Source organism: Thermaerobacter nagasakiensis (genome assembly GCF_055396825.1).
Window position 1 is genome coordinate 530,135 of the sequence record NZ_AP043740.1, and the last position, 21,621, is coordinate 551,755.

At 72.4% G+C, this 21,621-nt stretch carries 21 protein-coding genes and 2 tRNA genes; 22 read left to right on the top strand and 1 reads right to left on the bottom strand.

Features of this window, described 5'->3' with window-relative positions; translation table 11 throughout:
- Positions 1 to 111: 111 nt before the first annotated feature.
- From ACZ5T9_RS02255 to ACZ5T9_RS02355, 21 genes are all read left to right on the top strand, one after another.
- The gene (locus ACZ5T9_RS02255; protein ID WP_464834380.1) at positions 112 to 1,014 is read left to right on the top strand and encodes a branched-chain amino acid ABC transporter permease; all 903 of its coding nucleotides are present in this window, start codon (positions 112 to 114) and stop codon (positions 1,012 to 1,014) included.
- A 19-nt stretch (positions 1,015 to 1,033) separates the two neighbouring features.
- Complete coding sequence (locus tag ACZ5T9_RS02260; protein WP_464833678.1) at positions 1,034 to 2,122, top strand: branched-chain amino acid ABC transporter permease; 1,089 nt, start codon at positions 1,034 to 1,036, stop codon at positions 2,120 to 2,122.
- Between the two features lie 218 nt (positions 2,123 to 2,340).
- Entirely contained in the window at positions 2,341 to 3,111 is a 771-nt protein-coding gene (locus tag ACZ5T9_RS02265) for an ABC transporter ATP-binding protein (RefSeq protein ID WP_040826534.1), read from the top strand.
- The gene (locus ACZ5T9_RS02270; protein ID WP_006902767.1) at positions 3,111 to 3,821 is read left to right on the top strand and encodes an ABC transporter ATP-binding protein; all 711 of its coding nucleotides are present in this window, start codon (positions 3,111 to 3,113) and stop codon (positions 3,819 to 3,821) included. The genes ACZ5T9_RS02265 and ACZ5T9_RS02270 overlap by 1 nt, the downstream gene beginning before the upstream one ends.
- Positions 3,822 to 3,972: 151 nt before the next feature.
- Positions 3,973 to 4,755 (top strand): CvpA family protein, encoded by a 783-nt coding sequence (locus ACZ5T9_RS02275; RefSeq protein WP_464833680.1) that lies wholly within the window; start codon positions 3,973 to 3,975, stop codon positions 4,753 to 4,755.
- A gap of 143 nt (positions 4,756 to 4,898) precedes the next feature.
- The gene (locus tag ACZ5T9_RS02280; protein ID WP_006902769.1) at positions 4,899 to 5,141 is read left to right on the top strand and encodes a DUF951 domain-containing protein; all 243 of its coding nucleotides are present in this window, start codon (positions 4,899 to 4,901) and stop codon (positions 5,139 to 5,141) included.
- Between the two features lie 284 nt (positions 5,142 to 5,425).
- Positions 5,426 to 5,719, top strand: a complete 294-nt coding sequence (rpsF, locus tag ACZ5T9_RS02285; protein ID WP_006902771.1) for a 30S ribosomal protein S6 — start codon at positions 5,426 to 5,428, stop codon at positions 5,717 to 5,719.
- A gap of 130 nt (positions 5,720 to 5,849) precedes the next feature.
- A complete protein-coding gene (locus ACZ5T9_RS02290) occupies positions 5,850 to 6,272 on the top strand; it encodes a single-stranded DNA-binding protein (RefSeq protein WP_464833682.1) in 423 nt (140 codons plus the stop codon).
- 23 nt (positions 6,273 to 6,295) lie between these two features.
- Complete coding sequence (rpsR, locus tag ACZ5T9_RS02295; protein WP_006902773.1) at positions 6,296 to 6,523, top strand: 30S ribosomal protein S18; 228 nt, start codon at positions 6,296 to 6,298, stop codon at positions 6,521 to 6,523.
- A 370-nt stretch (positions 6,524 to 6,893) separates the two neighbouring features.
- A complete protein-coding gene (locus ACZ5T9_RS02300) occupies positions 6,894 to 7,238 on the top strand; it encodes a MazG-like family protein (RefSeq protein WP_464833684.1) in 345 nt (114 codons plus the stop codon).
- Between the two features lie 130 nt (positions 7,239 to 7,368).
- Complete coding sequence (gene rplI / locus ACZ5T9_RS02305; protein ID WP_006902775.1) at positions 7,369 to 7,818, top strand: 50S ribosomal protein L9; 450 nt, start codon at positions 7,369 to 7,371, stop codon at positions 7,816 to 7,818.
- A gap of 4 nt (positions 7,819 to 7,822) precedes the next feature.
- Positions 7,823 to 9,157 carry a replicative DNA helicase gene (gene dnaB / locus ACZ5T9_RS02310; protein WP_116899666.1) on the top strand — a complete coding sequence of 445 codons (1,335 nt, stop codon included), beginning with the start codon at positions 7,823 to 7,825 and terminating at the stop codon, positions 9,155 to 9,157.
- Between the two features lie 80 nt (positions 9,158 to 9,237).
- The gene (locus ACZ5T9_RS02315) at positions 9,238 to 10,545 is read left to right on the top strand and encodes an adenylosuccinate synthase (protein ID WP_006902777.1); all 1,308 of its coding nucleotides are present in this window, start codon (positions 9,238 to 9,240) and stop codon (positions 10,543 to 10,545) included.
- A gap of 152 nt (positions 10,546 to 10,697) precedes the next feature.
- A tRNA-Asp gene (locus tag ACZ5T9_RS02320) sits at positions 10,698 to 10,773 on the top strand.
- A 316-nt stretch (positions 10,774 to 11,089) separates the two neighbouring features.
- Positions 11,090 to 12,556 (top strand): hypothetical protein, encoded by a 1,467-nt coding sequence (locus ACZ5T9_RS02325; protein WP_464833686.1) that lies wholly within the window; start codon positions 11,090 to 11,092, stop codon positions 12,554 to 12,556.
- Between the two features lie 49 nt (positions 12,557 to 12,605).
- Positions 12,606 to 12,681: transfer RNA gene (locus ACZ5T9_RS02330), tRNA-Thr, on the top strand.
- A gap of 182 nt (positions 12,682 to 12,863) precedes the next feature.
- On the top strand, positions 12,864 to 13,355 hold the full coding sequence (locus ACZ5T9_RS02335; protein WP_464833687.1) for a YheC/YheD family protein: 492 nt from the start codon (positions 12,864 to 12,866) through the stop codon (positions 13,353 to 13,355).
- 184 nt (positions 13,356 to 13,539) lie between these two features.
- A complete protein-coding gene (locus ACZ5T9_RS02340) occupies positions 13,540 to 14,949 on the top strand; it encodes a peptidoglycan DD-metalloendopeptidase family protein (protein ID WP_464833688.1) in 1,410 nt (469 codons plus the stop codon).
- Between the two features lie 271 nt (positions 14,950 to 15,220).
- Entirely contained in the window at positions 15,221 to 16,264 is a 1,044-nt protein-coding gene (locus ACZ5T9_RS02345) for a hypothetical protein (RefSeq protein ID WP_464833689.1), read from the top strand.
- A gap of 17 nt (positions 16,265 to 16,281) precedes the next feature.
- A complete protein-coding gene (locus tag ACZ5T9_RS02350; protein WP_464833690.1) occupies positions 16,282 to 17,610 on the top strand; it encodes a S1C family serine protease in 1,329 nt (442 codons plus the stop codon).
- A gap of 22 nt (positions 17,611 to 17,632) precedes the next feature.
- On the top strand, positions 17,633 to 18,127 hold the full coding sequence (locus ACZ5T9_RS02355) for a 23S rRNA (pseudouridine(1915)-N(3))-methyltransferase RlmH (RefSeq protein WP_464833692.1): 495 nt from the start codon (positions 17,633 to 17,635) through the stop codon (positions 18,125 to 18,127).
- Here the strand turns inward: ACZ5T9_RS02355 and ACZ5T9_RS02360 are convergent.
- Complete coding sequence (locus tag ACZ5T9_RS02360; protein WP_464833694.1) at positions 18,121 to 20,871, bottom strand: transglycosylase domain-containing protein; 2,751 nt, start codon at positions 20,869 to 20,871, stop codon at positions 18,121 to 18,123. The genes ACZ5T9_RS02355 and ACZ5T9_RS02360 overlap by 7 nt on opposite strands.
- 281 nt (positions 20,872 to 21,152) lie before the next feature.
- Between ACZ5T9_RS02360 and ACZ5T9_RS02365 the strand changes: the two genes are divergently transcribed.
- The gene (locus ACZ5T9_RS02365; protein ID WP_006902785.1) at positions 21,153 to 21,614 is read left to right on the top strand and encodes a pyruvoyl-dependent arginine decarboxylase; all 462 of its coding nucleotides are present in this window, start codon (positions 21,153 to 21,155) and stop codon (positions 21,612 to 21,614) included.
- The last annotated feature ends 7 nt before the right edge of the window (positions 21,615 to 21,621 follow it).

Consider the following 21,621-nt stretch of genomic DNA (forward strand, 5'->3'; position numbering starts at 1 on the left):
ACGGTGCAGACGACAGCCCAGACGACGGTGCAGAAGGTGGCCGAGGGCGCCAGGGTACGCCGGTGGGGCGTGTTGACCCTGATCGTCCTACTGGTCGTCGCCTACGTGGGCATCTACGGCCTGCAACAGCTGATCAACGGGCTGCAGCTGGGCGCGATCTACGCCCTCATCGCCGTGGGCTATACCATGGTCTACGGCGTCGTCAAGATGATCAACTTCGCCCACGGCGACGTGTACATGGTGGGCGCGTACGTGGCCTTTGCCGTGACGGCGGCGGCCGCTGCGGGTGACGTCACGCCGGGCCAGGCGCTGGTGCTGTTCGCGGTGGGCCTGGTGGCGGCCATGGCGGGCTGTGCGCTGCTGGGCGCCCTCATTGAACGCACCGCCTACCGGCCGTTACGGAACCAGCCCCGGCTGGCGGCGCTGACCACGGCCATCGGCGTCTCCCTGCTGCTGGAAAACCTGATGCAGATCATCGCCGGGCCCAACCCGCGCCCCTTTCCGGGGCTCATCCCCCTGCGCCAGGTCGACCTGGCCGGGATCGTCATCAACCTCCGCTTCGGTGTCGCCTTCCTCATCGCCCTGGTGATGATGGCCGGACTGCAGTATCTGGTCATGCGCACCCGGGTCGGCAAGGCCATGCGCGCCGTGGCCTACGACCTTGACGCGGCGCGGCTCATGGGCATCGACGTCAACCGCATCATCGCCGCCGTCTTCATGCTGGGATCGGCCCTGGCGGCCTGTGCCGGGGTGCTGGTCGGCGTGACCTATGCCCGGATCGACCCCTTCATGGGCATCTTTCCCGGACTCAAAGCGTTCGTGGCGGCGGTGCTGGGGGGCATCGGCAGCATTCCCGGGGCCATGCTGGGCGGCCTGCTGATGGGTATGGCCGAGGTGGGGGTTGCGTCCGTCCGTTCGGAACTCACCGGCGCCGTGGCCTTCCTGGTCCTGATCATCGTGCTGCTCTTCAAGCCCACTGGTCTTTTGGGCGAGCGGGTCTACGACAAGGTCTAGCGCCGAAGGAGGTCGTGCGGTGAGCGAGCTGGCACCGGCAGCGACAGCCGGACCCTTGCGGGCCACGCCGTGGCCGGTGGTCATCGGCCGCTGGTTGCTGCAGCTGGCGGTGATCGTCGGGATCTATGAATTGCTTCTGGCCTGGGTAGGAGGCAACCGCTACCTGCTGGTGGTCCTGACCCAGGCGGGCATCTACGTGATCCTGGCCGTCAGCCTCAACCTGATCCTGGGCTATACCGGGCAGCTGTCCATCGGCCATGCGGGTTTCATGGCGGTGGGCGGCTACGCCGCGGCCATCCTGACCAAGTTCTTTTCCGTACCCTTTCCGGCAGCGCTGCTGGCGGGGGCCGTGGCGGCAGGCGCGGCCGGACTGCTGGTGGGCATCCCCAGCCTGCGGCTGCGGGGCGACTACCTGGCCATTGCCACCCTGGGCTTTGGCGAGATCATCAGCGTCCTTCTCTCCCTGATCAACGAGGTGCCCGTGGGGGACCGGGTCATCGACGTGGGCGGCGCCCAGGGGCTGATCGGGATTCCCCGGCACACGACCTTTGCCTGGACCTACCTGGTGGCCGTGCTGGCCATCAAGGTGGTCTGGCACTTCGTCCACTCCACCCACGGCCGCGCCTGCATCGCCATCCGCGAGGACGAGGTGGCGGCGGAGGCCATGGGCATCCCGTCCACCCGCTACAAGGTGCTGGCCTTCACCATCAGCGCCATGCTGGCCGGGGTGGCCGGGGGGCTGTACGCACACCAGTACCTCTATCTCAACCCTGCCGTGGCGGGCTTCATGAACTCCGTGTTCATCCTGGTCATCGTGGTCATCGGCGGCATGGGCAGCACCACGGGGGCGGTGGCCGCCGCCGTGTTCTTCACCTACACCAACCAGGCGCTGCCCAACTGGATGCAGGCGCTGCACCTGCCCCCGTCCATCGACCCTCCGGCGGTGCGGATGGTGTTGTTCTCCGTGCTGCTGATCGTGGTCATGCTGGTCCGGCCGCGCGGCCTGCTGGGCGGGGTCGAACTCACCTGGGACCAGCTGGGCCGGGCCTGGCGCCTGCTCACCGGTGCCGGCCGGCAGCGCGGTGTGGCCAGAGGAGGGCAGGCGTGATGGGCGTGCAACGGGAACCCCGGGAAGAAGAACAGGCGGGCAACACCGGCACCCATACCGGCGCCGGCCCGGCGGAACCGTACGGGACCGCCCCGGCTGCCGCATCCGGCGCCCGGCCGGGCACGTTCACACCCGGCGGCACGGCCGCTTCCGGCGATCCGGGGCTTGTTGGTGAGCCGGACGCCGCCGGGGAGCAGGCCGGCCTGGACACCGGCGCGCTGCCCGTGGTGCTGGAGTGCCGGGACGTCAGCATCCGTTTCGGAGGACTGGTCGCCCTGGCGGGCTTCAACCTCACCCTGCGCCAGGGGGAGCTGGTGGGACTGATCGGGCCCAACGGCGCGGGCAAGACCACGGTGTTCAACCTGATCACCGGCATCTACCGCCCCACCGCCGGTGAGATCCGCCTGTTCCACCGGCCCATCGCGGGGTTGAAGCCGCATCGCATCACCCAGCTGGGGGTGGCGCGCACCTTCCAGAACATTCGCCTCTTTGGCAACATGACCGTGCTGGACAACGTGCGGACGGCCTTCCACTCCCGCACCCGGACCGGCGTGATCCCGGCCATCCTGCGCACCCGCGGCTTTCACGCGGAGGAACAGGCGGTGACCCGGCGGGCCCTGGAGCTGCTGGAAACCCTGCGCCTGGCCCACCGGGCCGAGGAGCTGGCCCGCAACCTGCCCTACGGCGAGCAGCGGCGGCTGGAGATCGCCCGGGCCCTGGCCACGGGGCCCCGCATCCTCCTGCTGGACGAGCCGGCGGCGGGGATGAACCCCAGCGAATCCCGCGAACTGCGGGACCTGATCGAAGAGGTGCACCGCCGGTTCGGCCTGACCACGCTGCTCATCGAACACCACATGGACGTGGTGATGAGTGTCTGCGAGCGGGTGGTGGTCCTTGACTACGGCCGCACCATCGCCGTGGGCACCCCGGATGAGGTGCGCCGCAACCCGGCGGTGATCGCCGCCTACCTGGGGGAGGAGGCGGGTTGATGCTGCTTGCGGTGGAACAACTGAACGTAGCCTACGGCGCCATCAAGGCCGTCCAGGACCTCTCCCTGGAGGTGGGCGAAGGGGAGATCGTCGCCCTGCTGGGTGCCAACGGCGCCGGCAAGACCACCACCCTGCGGACCATCAGCGGGCTCATCCGGCCCCGGTCGGGACGCATCGTCTACGACGGCAGGGTGATCACCCAGTGGCCGGCCCACCGCATCGTCGCGGCGGGCCTGGTCCACGTTCCCGAGGGGCGCCGGGTGTTCGCTCCCCTCACCGTCCGCGAGAACCTGGAGCTGGGTGCCTACACGGTGCGCAGCGGGGGCGATGTGGAGGCCCGGATGCGGGAGGTGTTTGCCAGGTTCCCCCGCCTCGAGGAGCGACAGCACCAGCTGGCCGGCACCCTGTCAGGCGGCGAGCAGCAGATGCTGGCCATCGGCAGGGCCCTGATGACCCGGCCCCGGCTCCTGCTGCTGGACGAGCCGTCGCTGGGCCTGGCCCCTTTGTTGGTCCGGGAAATCTTCGCTACCATTAAGGAAATCAACCAGCGGGACGGCGTGACCATCCTCTTGGTCGAGCAGAACGCCCACCAGGCGTTGCAGATCGCCCACCGGGCCTACGTCCTGGAAAGCGGGCGCATGGCCCTCGAGGGCCCGGCGGACCGGCTGATCGACGATCCGCGGGTCCAGGCCGCCTACCTGGGTGCCTAGAGGACCGGCGCAGGCGGCGGCCGGCCCGACGTCGCCCCGGCGGGCGGCCGTGATGGCGAAGGGTGCCCGGCCGGTGTTGCGGCCGGCCTTGGGTGGCCGCTTCCCGCCGGGTTCGTCCGGAGCCCGGGGCCTCGAGGCAGGGAGGCAACAGGTGGTGGGGGGCAGTACCGGGGGGCCCGCCCCGGGGGCCGGGGCCTGGGCCCTGGATGCGGGGCTGGCCGCCATGATCCTAATCGCCGCCTGGCAGGGATGGCGGCGAGGCGGGCTGGTGGCGACGGCGGGCCTGCTGAGCTTCGCCGCGGCCGCCTGGTTCGTCGCCACCCGGGCGGCCGAGGTCCAGGCGTGGGCGGCCCGTACCGGGCTGCTGCCCCGCCTGGCCGAGCTGCTCCAGCCGGCGGCGGCGGCCTGGCTGCCGCCGGAGGTGGCTCGGGCTCCGGTGCAGCCTGCCTACGTGTTGCGGGTCCTCCATGTGCTGGACGCCATGCCCCTGCCGCCGGCAGTCCGGGCAGAGTGGGCCGATGCCCTGCGGGAGGCCGCCCGCGCCGCCGGGGGCCAGACGACGGTGGCGAGCCTGCTGGCCACGGTGCTGGCCTCGGCTGTCATTGCCGACGTGGCCCTGTACGGTCTCCCCCTGGCCGGAGGCCTGGTGCTGTCGGCCGCCGCCCGCCGCCTGGCGGGCACGGTGCACCACCGGGGCTGGGGCCGCTGGGACCGGTTGCTGGGGGTGGTGGCGGGCGGCCTGGAAGGAGCGCTGCTTTTGGCGGGCCTGCTGCTGCTGGCCCGCCAGCTGGCCGGCCTGGCACCCGGCTGGATCGATCCGGCGTGGTGGACCGGGATGGAGCAATCGCGGCTGGCGGCGGGCCTGCTGGTCCTCGGGGAAGGGGTCTGGGCCGCCCTGGGCCGGGGCGCCTTGCCCGCAACCGGAACCCGTTGAACGTTCCGACCCGGGACCGCCCGGGACCGCCGCAGGCCGGCATGGCCCCCCGCGGGGCGGGACGGCCGAGCCCGGCGGGCGCCGCCGGCCCGGTGCCCGGCGCACTGCGCGCCGCGGGACGGCGCCGTGGGGAGGAGCCCATCATGGCGGGACCGATGAAGTTCTATCTGGGAGACGTGGTCCGCATGCGCAAGACGCATCCCTGTGGTTCGGACCGCTGGGAGGTCTTGCGGGTCGGGATGGACTTTCGCATCCGCTGCCTGGGCTGCGGTCATCTGGTGATGATGCCCCGCCGCAAGTTCGAGCGGGCGGTCCGCCAGGTGCTGGGCGGGCCCAACCGCCCGCCCCAGGAGGACCCGGCCCAGGGAACCGGTTCGGCCCCATGACGGGTGCGGCGGCAGGGCAGCGCCCGGTGCCACAGGCCCTGGCGTGGACCGGGCGCGCCGCCGGGGGAGCCCGGCAGCAGGCCGCGTTGACACCCGAGGCGGGCGGGGGTTAGAGTTAGCGTGTGGTCCGGCACCGGTTGCCGGGCCCATGGGTCCTTTCCATTGCATCAGCACCGGCGATCCCCATCGGGTACGCCAAAAGGCTTCCACGAGCCTTCCTGCTCCCGCCGTTGCCGCCCGGCAACCGGGCGGGGGCCATTTGTCCGGAGGAAGGAGGTGCCGTCGTGCGCGCCTATGAACTCATGTACATCACCCGCCCCGACCTGGACGAGGAGGCGGAAAAGGCGCTCCTCGACCGCCTGCAGAAGATCATCACCGACGGGGGTGGCACCGTCGAGCAGGTGGACGTATGGGGCCGCCGCCGGCTGGCTTACGAGATCGCCGGCTACCGCGAGGGGCACTACACGGTGGTCCAGTTCCAGGGCCCTGCCGGGGTGACCCACGAGCTGGAGCGGGTGATCCGCATCACCGACGACATCATCCGCCACATCATCGTGCTGCGCGAGAAGGTGGCCTGAGGGCCGCCGGGCGACAAGGTCCGCCGCGGGCGCGTGCCCGGAGGTGCCGGCACCGGCGGTGCCGGCACCCGAAGCCTGCGCCGGCCGGATAGGGCCTGGAGGCGGGCCGCGGGGCAAGGAGGTCGCTCCCGTGCTGAATGTGGTGGTCTTGATCGGCCGCCTGGTACGCGATCCCGAGCTGCGCTACACGCCCAGCGGCGTGGCGGTCGGGGGCTTCACGCTGGCCGTCGACCGGCCCTTTGCCAACCAGCAGGGCGAGCGCGACGCGGACTTCATCGACATCGTCGTCTGGCGGAAGCTGGCCGAGACCTGTGCCAACCACCTGAGCAAGGGCCGCCTGGTGGCCGTTCGGGGACGGCTGCAGGTCCGCAGCTACGAGACCCAGGACGGCCAGCGGCGGCGCGTGGCCGAAGTGGTGGCTGACGACGTCCGTTTCCTTGACCGGGGGCCGGGCGGGGAGCGAAGCGCTCCTGGCGGCAACTCCCCGGGAGGCGAGGACCTGGCCGACTTCGGCGACGTGACGGGCCTGCCGGACGACGACATCCCCTTCTGAATCCTGAGGAGGTTGGAGCCATCATGGGGCGCCGTGACCGGCGCAAGCGGCGCAAGGTCTGCGAGTTCTGCGTCAACCGCATCGCGGTGGTGGACTACAAGGACAGCGCCCGCCTGCGCAAGTTTCTCACGGAGCGGGGCAAGATTCTGCCGCGCCGGATCACCGGCAATTGCGCGGGGCACCAGCGCCAGCTGACCCGGGCGATCAAGCGGGCGCGCATCATGGCCCTGCTGCCGTTCACCATCGAGTAAGCCGTTCGCAGGGCGTGAGCCGTTCACCGGCGCCGCGCCGCCCGGCCCGGTGCGATCCGGCAAGCCGGTGCCGCAGCCGGGTTCCGGCCGGCCGTGATGCACCGGTCCGGCGGCGGACCGGTGCATCACGGCAGCTCACGCCAGGTCAGGGCCCGCCACCGGCGGGCCTTGCCTGTCGCTGGGCCCGGCATTGCCGCCGCCGCCGTCCGGTCGCGGCGACTCGGCGGGTCCGGTCGCCTTGCGGCCAACGGGTGCGCGGGCAAAGGGAACCACCCGGGCGCCGCCGAAGGAAAGAAGCCCCGGGGCCGCCCGCCCCGCGGCGGCGGCCAGGTCCGGGCCACGCCCGGGGGAGAAGGAAGGAGCACCAGCGGTGGACGACCCGGTGCCGGGGCTCGACATCACCGAAAGCCTGCAGGTGCTGGACTGGCTCAAGGCCGAGCTGGTCGCGGCCGCCGGGGCGGTGCTGCGTGCCGGGGTGGCGCGGGAGCCGGCACGCTTGCTGGAAACCCTGGCTGCCCTGCAGATCACGGTCTACTCCCTGGCCCGCCGCTGGGGCATCCCACTGGAGCGCCTGGACGCCGAGGTGGCCCGCCGCCTGGCCGCGGAGGCGCTGAGCGGCCACTATCTGGAGGACCGGTTCGGCGACCTGACCGCCATCCGCCAGCACCTGGAGCGCCGCGGGCGGCCGCAGGAGACGGGCCAGGCATCCGGGTGAAAGCCAGGCACCGCGACCGCCGGCCGGCCCGCACCAACCGGCCTGCAGCGGTACCGGATGGCCGGCGGCCGCGGCGGCGCGGCCGCTGGCGGAGTCACGCGGCGGTACCTCAGGGCAGGGGGCGAGAAACATGAAGGTGGTCTTGCTGCAGGACGTCAAGGGGCTTGGCCGCAAGGGCGACATCAAGGACGTGGCCGACGGCTACGCCCGCAACTTCCTCCTGCCGAAGGGCCTGGCCCGGGAGGCCACCCGCGAGGTGCTGAACCAGATCCAGCAGCAGGAGGCGGCCCGGCAGCGGCGCGCCCGCCAGGAGTTGGAGCAGGCCCGGTCGCTGGCCCAGCGGCTGGACGGCCGCGCGGTGGAGGTGCGCGCGCGGGCCGGAGAGAGCGGCCGCCTGTTCGGTTCGGTGACCAGCCAGGACGTGGTGGAGGCCCTGGCCCGGACCTTCGGCGTCAAGATCGATCGCAAGCGGGTCGAGCTGCCGGAACCGCTGCGGCAACTGGGTTCCTACGACGTGGTCCTGCGCCTGCACCCTGAGGTGACCTGCCGGGTCACCGTGGTGGTGCGCCCGGAGGCGTGAGACCGTGAGCACCCTGCCACCACCCGACCGGGTTCCTCCGCAGAATGTGGAAGCGGAGCAATCGGTGCTGGGCGCCATCCTGATCGATCGCGAGGCCCTGGCCCGGGTGCTGGAGATCCTGGAGCCCTCCCACTTCTACCGGGAAGCCCACCAGCGCATCTTCGAGGTGGCTGCCGAACTCTTCGAGCGCGGGGAAGCGGTGGACACCATCACCCTCAGCGAGGCCCTGCGCCAGCGGGGCTGGCTGGAACGAGTCGGCGGGCTGACCTATCTGACCTCCCTGGCCAATGCCGTCCCCACGGCGGCCAACGCCGAGCACTATGCCCGCATCGTCGAGGAGAAGGCGCTGCTGCGCCGGCTGGTGGCCGCGGCGACGGACATCGCCCGGCGCGCCTACGAGGGCCAGGATCCGGCGGAGGAACAGCTGGACGCGGCCGAGCAGGCCATCTTCGCCATCGCCCAGGATCGCCGGCGGCAGGGCTATGCCGCCATCCGCGACGTGCTGGTGGACACCTTCGAGCACATCGAGCGCCTCTACCTGCACCAGGGCGAGACCATCGGCGTGCCCACAGGCTTCCGCGACCTGGACAGCATGCTGGCGGGCCTGCACCCGTCCGAGCTGATCATCCTGGCGGCGCGGCCCTCCCAGGGCAAGACGACCCTTGCCCTGAACATGGTGGCCCACGCCGCCGCCCATGGCTATCCCGTGGGCGTGTTCAGCCTGGAGATGTCTCGCGACCAGCTGGCCATGCGTCTCCTGGCGGCGGAGGCGCGGCTGAACCAGCAGCGCCTCCGCACCGGCATGCTGGCCGAGGACGACTGGCCACGGCTCACCGACGCCATCGGCCGGCTCAGCGAGCTGCCGGTGTTCATCGACGACACGCCCAACCTCTCCATCATGGAAGTACGGGCGCGGGCCCGGCGCATGAAGGCGGAACACGACATCGGCCTGCTGGTCCTGGATTACCTGCAGCTCATGCACACCCGGGGCCGTGCCGAAAGCCGCCAGCAGGAGATCTCCGAGATCTCGCGGTCGCTCAAGGCGCTGGCCCGGGAGCTCAAGGTGCCGGTGCTGGCCCTGTCCCAGCTGAGCCGCGCCGTGGAGCAGCGGCAGGACCGGCGCCCGCAGCTGTCGGACCTGCGGGAGTCGGGGGCCATCGAGCAGGACGCCGACGTGGTGCTGTTCATCTACCACAACCCGGAGGACGCTGCCGAGAACGTGGTGGAGATCATCGTGGCCAAGCAGCGCAACGGCCCCACAGGGTCGGTCAAGCTATACTTCCTGAAGGAGTTCGGCCGTTTCGGCAACCTGGACACCACCCGCTACGCGGCGGGCTAGGGAACGGGGTACAGGCAAGCCGGGCCCGGGCTGGCAACGCACGCCCCAGGCCAGGGCGGGGAACAAGAAAGGGGACGCCCATGTCCACGGTGGTGATCGTCGGCGCCCAGTGGGGCGACGAGGGCAAGGGGAAGATCACGGACTACCTGGCGGAACAGGCGGACATGGTGGTGCGGTACCAGGGCGGCGCCAACGCCGGCCACACGGTGGTGGTCGACGGCCGGGAGTACCGGCTCCACCTGATTCCCTCGGGCATCCTGCACGGCAAGCGCTGCGTCATCGGCAACGGGGTGGTGCTGGATCCGGCCGTGTTCCTCCGGGAGATCGAATATCTGGAGGAACGGGGCCACGCCGTGGACGCCGTCGCCGTAAGCGGCGCCGCCCACGTCATCATGCCCTACCACAAGCGCCTGGATGAGCTGGAGGAGGCCGGGCGGGGCGAGGACCGCATCGGCACCACGCGCCAGGGCATCGGGCCCGCCTACCGCGACAAAGCGGCGCGCACGGGCATCCGGGTCGACGATCTTTTGGACGAGGCCCAGTTCCGCCGCCTGCTGCGCCGCAACCTGGACCAGGTCAACCGGCTGCTGGAGCGGGTCTACGGCGTGGAGGGGTACGACTACGATCAGATGCTCCAGGAATATCTGGAGTACGCCGAGCGGCTGCGGCCCTTCGTGACCGATACCTCCCGCCTCATCAACGATGCCATCGACGCCGGCCAGCGGGTCCTGTTCGAGGGCGCCCAGGGGACCATGCTGGATCTGGACCACGGGACGTATCCCTATGTGACCTCGTCCTACCCCACGGCGGCCGGCGCGTGCATCGGCGCGGGCGTCGGGCCGACGCGGATCGACCAGGTCATCGGGGTGGCCAAGGCTTACACCTCGCGGGTGGGCGACGGCCCCTTCCCTACCGAGCTGCTGGACGAGACGGGCGACTGGATCCGGGAGCGGGGTCATGAGTACGGCACCACCACGGGGCGGCCGCGGCGCTGCGGCTGGCTGGACGCCGTGGTGTTGCGCTACGCGGCCCGGGTTTCCGGCTTGACGGGCCTGGCCATCACCCGCCTGGACACCCTGGGCGGTCTGGACACCGTGCGCATCTGCGTGGCCTATGAGCTGGACGGGCGGCGGGTCGAGGATTTGCCGCCCGGCGCCCTCAAGCTTGCCCGCTGCCGGCCCATCTACGAGGAGTTGCCCGGCTGGCCGGCCGACTTCTCGGGGCTCACCCGCTGGGAGGAGGTCCCCGCTGCGGCGCGCCGTTACCTGGAGCGGATCGCCGAGCTGGTGGGCGTGCCCGTGGTGCTGGTGTCCATCGGCCGCGAGCGCGCCCAGACCCTGGGGTTGCGCGACGTTTTCGTGCCGCGGGGCGCGGGCGGCCTGGGTTGACGGTGCCGGCCGGAGGCCGCGGCCCGCGACGCCCGTTGACACCCGCCCGGGCCCGGTGCTAGAATGACCATCGCGCCCGGCGCCGCCGGGGCCGTTCCTGCCAGGGTTCCCGAACACCGGCGGGAGCTTTTGCGGTGGCGGGTGCTGCGGTTGGAGGCGTGGTGTAGTGGTTAACACACCGGCCTGTCACGCCGGAGATCGCGGGTTCGATCCCCGTCGCCTCCGCCAGGCCATCTGACCGGTACCAGCCTGGATGGCGAGGCCGGTAACCGCCGGCCGGACCGGAGCCAGGCAGCCGGTGACGACCCGGAACCGGGGCGCCCGGTCCCTTTGGGGACCCGGGCGCCCCGGCCTTTTCGTGCCGCTTCTTGCCGCTTGGCGCTGCCGCCCGGGTGATTCCAGGGCGTCATGGGTAGACCCGCGAGCTTAGCGGAACGCGGCAGGAACGGCCGCCGCCGCTGGCGAAGGCCGGTTGACGAGGCAAGCCCGGCAGGACCGGGCCGGCCGGCGCATGGCGCGGGCAGCGAATGGCGGCGGTGATGGCATGGGCCGAGGGGTCAAGCATCCAGGGCGGGGCGGCACCATCGATACCCGGGGACCAGGGCCGCGGCTCCCAAGACGTCCCCTGCGGGTCCTGGCGCGCTGGTTCCTGGTGGCTGCCGTGGCTGGCGCGGCGGTAGTGGCGGGGCCGCTGGCGACGGGGCCCGCAGCCGCCGAGGACGGCCTGCCGCCGGTAGTAGCAGGACCCGCCGTAGGGGGCGTGGTACCGGTGGACAAGGCCGTGCCCGTGGAGGTCAGCCGCCTGGTCTTGTCGGTGAACGTGGAGGCCGAGGAGGCCACCCTCTCCCTGCTGCCCGCCCGGGTGACGGCCACGGTGGAGGCACGGTACACCCTGCGCCTGGCCGGCGAGGCTGGCCGCCCGCGCGCGGTGTCGCTGCGGTTTCTGGCGCCGCCGGAGGTCGACGCCCGATGGGACGGGCGGCCGGCCGAGCTGTATCCCGGTGTCTACCCCGGCGAGCAGCCCGGACAGCCGGCGGGCACCGGGACGGAACCCGGACCCGGCACCAGGGCGCCTTGGCCGCCCGCTGGCGCCGGGCTGTGGCTGGACCCGCTGGCGGGCGCGTTCTACCCCGTCCCGTCGCCACCGGCCGCCCTGGTTGCCAGCCAGGCCCTGGGGACCGACGTCACCCTTCGCCCGGGACAGAGCCACGAACTTCTCCTGCGCTTTCCCCGCGTGGCCCTGGGATGGGAGACCAGCAGGTACCTGTCGCCCGTCTACCAGCTGGAGGTTCCACTGTCCCCGGAGGCATGGGCCGGTTTCGGCCCCGTCGACGTGCACGTGGCGGTGCCGCCGGGTTACGTGGCGGGCGTGGCTGCATCCGGCCCTGACCAGGGAGGGCCGCAACCTGCTTCTACCGGCCAGGGGGTCCGGGACGAGGCCGGCCGCGCCGGATCCCGGCCGGGGGCTTACGGCTATCACCGCTGGGAGACGGCGCCGCCCCGGGTGGTTGTCGCCACGACGGCCACCACCGGCATGTGGGGCCGGGTGGTGACCCGGCGCCGGGACGTGCTCTGGCTCCTGGTGGTCACCTGGACGGTCTTCGCGCTGGCGCGCGCGGGCCTGTGGCGGATCGGGCGGCGGCCCGACGGCTGGGCCTGGGCGGCCCTGCCCGCGTTGCTGGTTCTTCCCCTGGCGGCCGGATGGGTGTCCTGGCACAGCCTGCGGGTGCCCCTGTGGGGATACCCGTTCTCCCTCCTGCAATACGCCCTGTGGGTGGGCGGCGGCCTCTACGTGGCGGGTCGCCTGTTGGGCGACCTGGGCGGATTTCTCTGGCTGCGCTGGCTGTACCGGCGCTCGCGGAGGCGGGCCCGGGAATTCCCGGCTGGGGACGGCCCCGCAGGGCCCGCGGGTACGGCAGGGCTTCAGGAGCCATCGTCCCCTGAAGGCGCGCGCCCCGTTCCCCGCGGCAGCGGGCCGGGCGGCTTGACGGCTCCCGCCGGCGGGGCCTAGAATGGGTGTGGCTTAGCGCCGGGAGACCCGGCGCCATTCCCACCGACGGGCTGGTGTAGCTCAGCAGGCAGAGCAGCGCACTCGTAATGCGCAGGTCGCCGGTTCGAATCCGGCCACCAGCTCCAGAGCCCGCCGCGGCGCGACCCGCGGCGGGTTTGTTTTTGCTTCGCGCAATGTCGCCGGTTTCACCAAATTGGGCGGTTGCTCATGCTCGTGTCCGTTGCGGCCACTGCCCCCGGTACATCGCCATGGATCAGCCGCCAAACAGCCCGCAGGCCACCGGCGTCGTGCCTCCCACGGAGAACTGGTGGCTCTCTTGGAGCGCCTGGCGCCCGGCAGCCGCTTCCTGGTGCAGCAGGGGCTGGACCTGGCCTGCTGGCACGGGCGCCGTTTCGACTTCCGCTACATGGTTCAGCGCGGGGCCGGTGGCGACTGGCAGTGCACGGCTGCGGTGGCGCGAGTGGCCGCACCGGGCGCGGTCCTGACCCACATCCGCCATGGCACCACCCCCATGGATCCGGAGGCGGTGCTGGTCGAGGTATTCGGCCCCTCCCGCGGCGCGGAACTCGCCCGCGAGCTGGCACAGGCCGCGCTGCTGGTGGCCGCTGCCCTGGATCGCGGCTTTGCCCACCTGGCCGACCTCGGCTTGGACCTGGCGGTGGACCAGGGCGGGCGCCTCTGGCTGCTGGAATGCAACGGCGGGCCGGACCTGGGCATCTTTGCCCACGACCCGCAGGCCCATGAACGCATCCACCGCTCGCCCGTCGAGTACGCCGCGTGGCTGGCGGGCTGGCGTTGACCAATCTGGACAAGCACCGGCCGCGCATGAACCGTAATTGGCCCAGGACGGGCCGCCTTCCCCGCGTGTTGACGGCGAGGACCCTGCCAATGCGAAAAAAGGGCTGTCCACCAGAAGGAAAACCTGGTGGGCGTGCGAATCCCCTTTATGGGTTCCGTATCCTCCGGGGAGGGAGAATCGGCCCGTGGCCAAGCGAATCCTGTCGTTCTTTGGCTCCCACGCGCCGCCGGGGGGGAGGCGCTGGTGGGTTGCCCTTATTCCCGCCGCCATCGTGGTGTACTTGTTTGGCACCACGGTCTACGTCCAGTCCCAGTCGACCTATTACCGTGTGGAGTTGCGGGGCGAGACCCTGGGGTATGTCGCCGGCCAGCAGACGGTGGGTGACGCCGTGGCCCAGGCCGAGCGCGACGCCAGCAACCAGTTCGGCTTTCCGGTGCGCCTCGCCACGCCGCCTTCGGTCGAGCAGATCGTGACCCACGACCGGTACCCCACCCTCTCCCAGGATGCCCTGGCGGAGCGCTTGCGGGCAGCGGGCGATTTCCTGACCCGGGCGACCGTGCTGGTGGTCGACGGTCAGGAAGTGGCGGCGCTGCCCTCAAAAGAAGCCGCCCAGTCCGTCCTGGATGAGTTGAAGGCGCGGTACGTCCGGGAGCTGGAGGCCCGCGCCGGCAAGGGCAAGCTGGACGTTCGCCGGGTGACCATCCGCCAGAAGGTGGAATTCCAGGAGCGCGACAACGTCCCCGTCGATCAGATCAAGGATGCGGTCCAGGTTCTCGCCATGCTGGCGGCCGGTAAGGAAGAGGAGAAGGTGCACGTGGTCCGGGAGGGCGAGTCGCCCTGGACCATCGCCTCCGCCAACGGCCTCACGGTCGACCAGTTGCTGGCGGCGAATCCGGACGTCGACCCGGAGCGCCTGCAGCCCGGCCAGGAGCTGCGCCTCAACGTGCCGGAGCAGTGGATCAGCTTCGAGTCGGAAGAACTCCTGGTGGTCACCGAGCGCGTGCCCTTCGCCACCCGCCGCGAGTACGACGACGATCTGGATGCGGGCAAGCAGCGGGTGAAGCAGGAGGGCGAATACGGCGAGAAGGTCATCACCTACGCCGTCAAGCGCCAGGACGGCCGCATCGTCGAACAAGAGAAGGTCAAGGAAGAGGTCACTCGCCAGCCGGTGGACCGCATCGTGGTCATCGGCACCAGGCCCGTGGCCGGTGTCAGCACGGGCCGCTTCATCTGGCCGCTGCGCGGCCGCATCACCTCCAATTACGGCCCGCGCTGGGGCTCCCTGCACACCGGCATCGACATCGACGGCGTTACGGGCCAGGCGGTGCGGGCCGCCGACGGCGGCACGGTGGTCAGTGCAGGCTGGGCAGGCGGGTACGGCTACGCCGTCCAGATCCGCCACCAGGGTGGGCTGTACACCTATTACGCGCACATGAGCCGCATCGCGGTGCGCGTGGGCGAGGGGGTCGCCCAGGGCGAGGTCATCGGCTACGTCGGGAGCACCGGCTACAGCACCGGCTCCCACCTGCACTTCGAGGTGCGCCGCTGCCCAAGCCCCGGCTGCGCCGTCTCGCCATGGCCCCACCTGCCCTGATGCCGTGGGGCTGCCTGCTCTGATCCCCGGGCGATCCGGAATTCCAGGGAGCGGCACCCAGCCCGGGTGCCGCTCGTCCCTTCCTGCCTGACGGCGCCGGCCGGCGCGAGCCTGGACGCGCCGGTGCCGGGACCTGGCGATCAAGCAAGCCCATCGTCTCTGCATCCGGCCCCTTGGAACGTGACCGGCGCGGCTGTGGCAGTTCTTACGTGGCGCCTTCCACCGGCCCGCTGTACAAAGAAAGGCGGGAGAGACCGGAGGAGGCGCCACCATGGGGATTTTGCATCGCTGGATCCACCAGTTCTTGCGCAACCGGCGCGCGCCCGGGACGGGCCGGCCCGCGGACCTGCCCGCGGATCGGCCCGCTTCCGGCGTGCCGGCCTCCGCCTGCCTTCTTGCGCCGGCTGCCTGCCCGGCTGCGGGCGGCGCTTCGGATCCTGCGACGGGCGGTGGCGCCCCGGACCCTGTAACCGGGGGCCCGCACCGAGCCCACCTCCGGCGCCGGTTGGCCGCCCTGTTGCTGGTCGCCTTGCTGGGATGGGTGCTGGGTATGGCGCCCGGTGGCGCCTCGCCCTCGGTGCGGGCCGCCCAGGTGGCCTGGACGGCTCGCACCGCCGCCGCCCGGGCTGCCGTCCAGCTGCCGCGGCCAGGCTGGGAGCAGCTGGCGGCAGGCAGCGTGCAGGTGATCTACCCTACCGGCCACCGGGAAGGGGCCCTCTGGGTACGGGATTACGCCCTTGCCTCCTTGCCGCGGGTGGCCCAGGTCACCGGCCTGCCGTTGCCCGCCCAGCCGGCGGTATTCGTGGTGCACGCATCCCCGGCCGACCTGGCGCGTAGTTTCGGATGGGACCCGCAGGACCCGCCCCTGGGGTTCTACGCCGCGGGCGTGATCCACGTGGCCGACCCCCTGACCTGGGCGGGGGAGCGGGAGACCTTCATGCGCCTGGGACCGGTGCCCCACGAGCTGGCCCACTGGCTGCTGGATCGGGCCGCCCTTGGAAACTATCCCGCCTGGTTCACCGAGGGCCTCGCCCAGGCCGTGGACCGGGAGCTGACGGGCTTCACCTTCGGCTGGGCCGGCCAGTGCCCGCCGGTGGCATGGGACGCCCTGAACGGCGCCTTTGCCTCCCTGCCCACGGACGACGCCTACGGCGCGGCCCTGTGCCTCTACGACCGGCTGGCCGCCCAGGCGGGGCCCGGCCATCTGGCCCAGCCGGCCCGGGAGCTGGCCGCAGGGCGCCCCTTCGCCGCGGCGGCCCGCCAGGTCTACGGGGTCGAACCGGCACGCTTGCTGCCGGGGGCACCGGGCTCCTGACCCGAGGAGGCAGGCCGGTGAAAGGATTGGGAGAAGGGGGCCGCCGCGCCGTGCGCCGGCTGGCCGCCGGCTGGGCGCTGGCGCTGCTGGCCGGCGTGGTGGGCGGGCTGGTGGGCGCGGGCACGGCCTGGCTTGCCAAGTCCGGTCTCCCGGGCACGGGGCTGTGGCCCGCCGGCCCCGCGGCGTCCTCCCCCGCCGAGGCGATCCACCGCATCGCCGGGCCTTCGGTGGTCGGTGTCATCAGCACCTACCTGCGACCCCATCCCGTGACGGGAACGCCCATGGTGGCTGCCCGGGCGACCGGTTCGGGGGTCGTCTTCGATGCGCGGGGCTTCATTGTCACCAACCACCACGTGGTGTCCATGCCGGCTGCCCCCGGGACGACCGCGGGCGGCACCGGCTCCGCCAGCGCCCCCGGCGGGCCGCCGTCCCCCTCCGCCTCCCCGCCCGGAAGCAGCCCGGGCCGCGCGGGCGGCGGGCCGGACCGGCACGGGGACATCCATCCCCAGCGCATCGAAGTCCTGCTCCCCACCGGCCGGCGAGTGCCGGCGCGGCTGGTCGCCGAAGACTACCCCTATTCCGACCTTGCCGTCCTGTGGGTCGACCCCAAGAGGGCGGGCCCCCTCCAGCCGGCGACCTTCGCCGATTCCGACCGGGTGCGGGTGGGCCAGTGGGTGGCCGCCATCGGCAGCCCGGCCGGGCTCTTCCGGTCCGTCAGCCTGGGCATCGTCAGCGGGGTGCGGGAGGAACTGTTCCAGCCGGTGCCGCCGCCCGCCGCAGGCGCCCCGGTGGTGGGCGAACGGATCTTCAGGCTGATCCAGACCGACGCGGCCATCAACCCGGGCAACAGCGGCGGGGCCCTGGTGGACGCCCGCGGCCGGGTCATCGGGATCAACACCGTCAAGATCGCCGGCGGCGGCGGCCTCGAGGACCACTTCGAGGGGCTGGGTTTCGCCATCCCCGCCAACGACGTGCGCCGCATCGCCGGCGACCTGATCCGTTACGGCCGGGTGCGGCGGCCCTCCCTGGGGGTCGAGGTGGTGGACGTGGTCCAGGTGACGGCGCTGGCCCGGGAAGATCCCGCCTGGGCCCTGGAGTTTGCCACGGCTCTGGCCCGCGGGCGCGGCGCCGTCATCTGGCGGGTCGAACCCGGCTCCCCGGCGGCTCGCGTGGGCCTGGCCCGCGGTCAGGTGGTGGTAGGCTGCGACGGCGAGCCCGTCCATGACACCGTCGACCTCCTGCGCATCATCGACGGCAAGGCCGCGGGCCAGCAGGTCACCCTGGAGGTGGCCGGTGCCGCCGGCACCCGCCGCATCCAGGTCACCCTGGCCGAACTCGGTACCTGACAGGGTGTATCATGGGGCCGGGGTGAGCCCATTGCCCGTGCACATCGAACTGCTGGCGGTCGGGGACCTGGACCAGCCGGCCTTGCGGCGGGCGGCGGAAGAGTACGCGCGCCGCCTGGAACGCTACGCCCGGGTCCACCAGCGGCGGGTGCCCGGCGAGCCCATCCCGGCCCGCCGGACCCAGGGGGAGGTCCAAAGGGTCCTGGAGGCCGAAGGCCGGCGGCTTTTGGCCGCCCTCGATCCGGGGAGCTACGCGGTGGCCCTGGACCGCCGGGGTCGCATGCTGACCTCCGAGGACGTGGCCGGGTGGCTCAACCAGCGCATGGTGGAGGGGGACAGCCGGCTGGTCTTCATCATCGGCGGTCCCCTGGGCCTGGCACCCCAGGTCCTTGAGCGGGCACGGGAACGGTGGTCCCTCTCCCACCTGACCTTCCCCCACCAGATGGTGCCCGTGATCCTGCTGGAGCAGCTCTACCGCGCCTTCCGCATCCTCCGGGGCGAGCCGTACCACTACTGACCCGGTAAGCTGGCCCAGCCGTTCCGCGAGGGCTGCGGTGCCCGGCCCTCGGGCGGGCGCGGCAAGCTCTCCCAGGGCCAGCCCGCACCGGCATCCCGGGGACCGGCCGGCGGTCGGTGCCCCGGGGTCGCGTCACCGGCACCGTCCTGCCCGGGACCGGCACCGCTGCCGGGCACGTCTCCTGCGGGCGCCTCCGGCCCGCCCTGGCCGGCAGGGCCCTGTTCGGGGGTGGCCTCGCCCTGCGGGCTGCCAGGCGGGGAGCCTGGCCCGCCGCGCTCCCTACCCCCGCGCGCGGCGCCCGGGCTGGGGCCGCCGGGCTGGGACGGAGCTTCTTCCGGTTCTTCCCCTTCCGGCCCGCCTTCCGGTCCCTGTGCCGGCCCGCGAGGTTGCTCCGCCGGCGCCTGCGGGCTCTCGGGATCGGGACGGCCGCCGGGCGGGCCGCCCTCCGGTGCTTCCCGCCCTGGGCCCGGCGGCTCCGTTGCGGGAGGCCGCAACCCGGGCAGCCCCGGTAGCTCGGGCAGCGAAGGCAGGGGCACCGGCAAGAGCCCCCGGGGCGCGCCTCCGGCGGCGGCCAGGTCCTCCCGGATGTGAGGATCCTGCAGGAGGGCCAGGCAGTTGGGCGGAGGCACGTGCCCGGCCAGGAACCATTCCTCCCGCCACTGGAACTGCGGGTTGTCCAGGGCACCGGTCAGGGTGCAGGCGCTGGCCCGCACCACCCCGTCGGGACGGGGCCAGTCCCGGGCGGGGCGGCCCTCCAGCGCAACCCGCATGAACGCCTGCCAGATGCGCCCGGCGGTGCTGCTCCCCGTGGCCCCCGCGCCACCGGGCAGCCGGACCGTCTGCCGGTTGTCATCGGCACCAACCCAGACCGCAGCCACCAGGTCCGGTGTATAGCCCACGAACCAGACGTCCCGCGACGCGTCGGTGGTTCCCGTCTTGCCCGCCGCAGGCCGGCCGATGCCCAGGGCGCGCCCGGTGCCGCTATAGGCCGGATCGAAGACGCTCTTGAGCACGTCGGTCATCAGCCAGGCCACCTCGGGGGCGAGGACCCGTTCCGCCTGGGGGTCGTTCCGGAAGAGCACCCTGCCGTCCCGGTCCTCAACCCGCAGGATGGCGAAGGGGTCGACCCGCTGGCCCAGGTTGGCCAGCGTGGCGTAGCCGCGGGCCAGCTCCAGGGGGGTGACCGCCGATTCGCCCAGGGCCAGGGTCAGGTGCTGGGTGGTGAGGGGCGAGGTGATGCCCATGCGCCGGGCCAGGGCGGCCACGCGGCCCGGCTTGACCCGGTTCATCCACTCCACGGCCACCACGTTGTCGGAGATGGCCACGGCCCGCCGGATGTCCAGGAAGGCGTTGTGGTACCTCTCGTCCCCGTAGTCGCTGGGCACGTAAGGCCGGCCGCCCTCGCCGCCGGGGTACTCGCGGGCACGGCAGGCCACCGGCGCGGTGACCGGTTCCCCGGAGGCCAGCACGGCCGTGTACAGGAAGGGCTTGAAGGCGGACCCCGGCTGGCGGCGGGCCCGCACCGCCCGGTTGAAGGGGGTGGTCTTGAAGTCACGGCCGCCCACCATGGCCCGGATGCCGCCGGTGGACGGGTCGAGGGCGATCAGGGCCACCTGGGGCTGCGGGATGCCCCGGTGCTCCTCCAGGGGGGCCACCAGGTCGTCCAGCCGCTGCACGGCGGCTTCCGCCGCTTGCTGCATGTCCAGGTCCAGGGTGGTGTAGATGCGGAACCCGCCGGTATAGATCTGGTTTGCCAGCTCAGGCATCTGGGCGGCCAGCTGGTCCCGGACGTAGTCGACGAAGTAGGGCGCCCGGGTGTCCGGCTCGTCCGGCGGCCGCAGGCGCAGGGGCTCCGCCTGGGCCTGCTCGGCTTCCGCCGCCGTGATCATCCCCAGCTCGGCCATGCGCGAGAGCACCCAGTCGCGCCGCCCCTTGGCCCGCTCCGGATCGCGCCAGTAGATCTCGGGACCGCGGATGAAGGCGGCCAGGGTGGCCGATTCGGCCAGGGTCAGCTGATCCAGGGACTTGCCGAAATACTCCCGGGCCGCCACCTTGGCCCCGTAGGCGCCGCGCCCGAAGTACACCTGGTTGAGGTACATGGTCAGGATCTGGTCCTTGGTGTAGTGGGTCTCCAGCTTCACCGCCAGCAGGGCTTCCCGGAACTTGCGGCCGAAGGTGCGTTCCAGGGAGAGGTCGTACAGGGTCCGGGCCAGCTGCTGGGTGATGGACGAGCCTCCTTCCACGATGCGACCGGCTTCCAGGTTCCGCACCACGGCCCGGCCGATGGCCACGGGATCGAAGCCGTGGTGGCGGTAGAACCGGGCGTCCTCCGCGGCCACCACGGCCTGGCGCAAGCTGCGCGGGATCTCTTCGGGCCGGGCCAGCTGGCGGTTCTGGCGGTACAGGCTGGCGATCATGCGGCCCTCGATGTCGTAGACCACCGTGGCCTGGGGGACCTGGGGCTTGGGCAGGGGCGTGGCGGCGGCGAAAGCCACGACGCCGGCACCGGCCAGGGCCAGGAAGACCACCGCCAGGCCCGCCCAGCGGGCAACCCGCCGGGCCAGGGACGGCCGGCCGTGGCGGCCGCCCCGAGGTCCGGAACCGCGCCCGCCGGTTCCTGCGGGCCCGGGCCGGCGGTCGCCCATACCGCCGGCCCGGCGCCGCGGGCGCCACTCGGTGTAGTCCCCGCCGCGCGGCCCGGGCCGGTTCGTCCCCCCGTGCCGGCCGCCGTTGGCGGTGCCCATCGGCAACCCTCCCACGGGTAGTATGGCCGCCCAACTCGTCCTTGCATGGCCGGGAGGGTTTCGATACATTACAGCATGGTTTTCAGGACGGCCCGGCCGGACGAGCGGCCGGCAAAGCGGGCGCGGGGCCGTGGACGGCGCCGGTGCGGCTCGCCGGGCGCCCGTCCGGCGCTGCAGGGGCATGCCGGCCGGGAACAGGGCCGGCGGCCGTGTTTTCGCGGCGGCCAGGGCCCCGCGAGCCCCCGCGCCGCATACCGGCACCGGGCAAGGAGGCGAAGGGGTTGCTTCCCACACCCAAGAAGGTCACTGTGGTGGCGGGCAGCGGCGAGGGCGACCACAAGCTGACGGCCTTCGACAACGCCCTGCTGGCGGCCGGCATCGGCAACCTCAATCTGATCAAGGTGTCCAGCATCCTTCCGCCCGACTGCGAGGTGGTGGACAAGCTGGACATCCCTCCGGGTTCCCTGACCCCCACGGCCTACGGAACCATCGCCAGCGACGTCAAGGGCGACCGGATCGCCGCGGCGGTGGCGGTCGGGTTCTCCGACCGTGACTACGGCACCATCATGGAATTTTCGGGGCATTGTACCCAGAAGGAAGCCGAGCAGGCCGTGCGGGCCATGGTGGAAGAGGCCTTCCGGCGTCGGGGCATGGCCCTGCGGGAGGTGCGGGTCGCCGCGGCGGAGATGGTGGTGGGGGACCGGCCCGGCGCCGTGGTGGCTGCGGCGGTGCTCTGGTATTAGGTTTCAG

What these genes read in the sequence shown, in the direction of transcription:
- rplI (WP_006902775.1), top strand. Translation starts at nt 7,369, where the DNA reads ATGAAGGTGGTCTTGCTGCAGGACGTCAAGGGGCTTGGCCGCAAGGGC.
- ACZ5T9_RS02345 (WP_464833689.1), top strand. Translation starts at nt 15,221, where the DNA reads ATGGGGATTTTGCATCGCTGGATCCACCAGTTCTTGCGCAACCGGCGC.
- ACZ5T9_RS02360 (WP_464833694.1), bottom strand. Translation starts at nt 20,871, where the DNA reads ATGGGCACCGCCAACGGCGGCCGGCACGGGGGGACGAACCGGCCCGGG.
- rpsR (WP_006902773.1), top strand. Translation starts at nt 6,296, where the DNA reads ATGGGGCGCCGTGACCGGCGCAAGCGGCGCAAGGTCTGCGAGTTCTGC.
- ACZ5T9_RS02280 (WP_006902769.1), top strand. Translation starts at nt 4,899, where the DNA reads ATGGCGGGACCGATGAAGTTCTATCTGGGAGACGTGGTCCGCATGCGC.
- ACZ5T9_RS02325 (WP_464833686.1), top strand. Translation starts at nt 11,090, where the DNA reads ATGGGCCGAGGGGTCAAGCATCCAGGGCGGGGCGGCACCATCGATACC.
- ACZ5T9_RS02270 (WP_006902767.1), top strand. Translation starts at nt 3,111, where the DNA reads ATGCTGCTTGCGGTGGAACAACTGAACGTAGCCTACGGCGCCATCAAG.
- ACZ5T9_RS02315 (WP_006902777.1), top strand. Translation starts at nt 9,238, where the DNA reads ATGTCCACGGTGGTGATCGTCGGCGCCCAGTGGGGCGACGAGGGCAAG.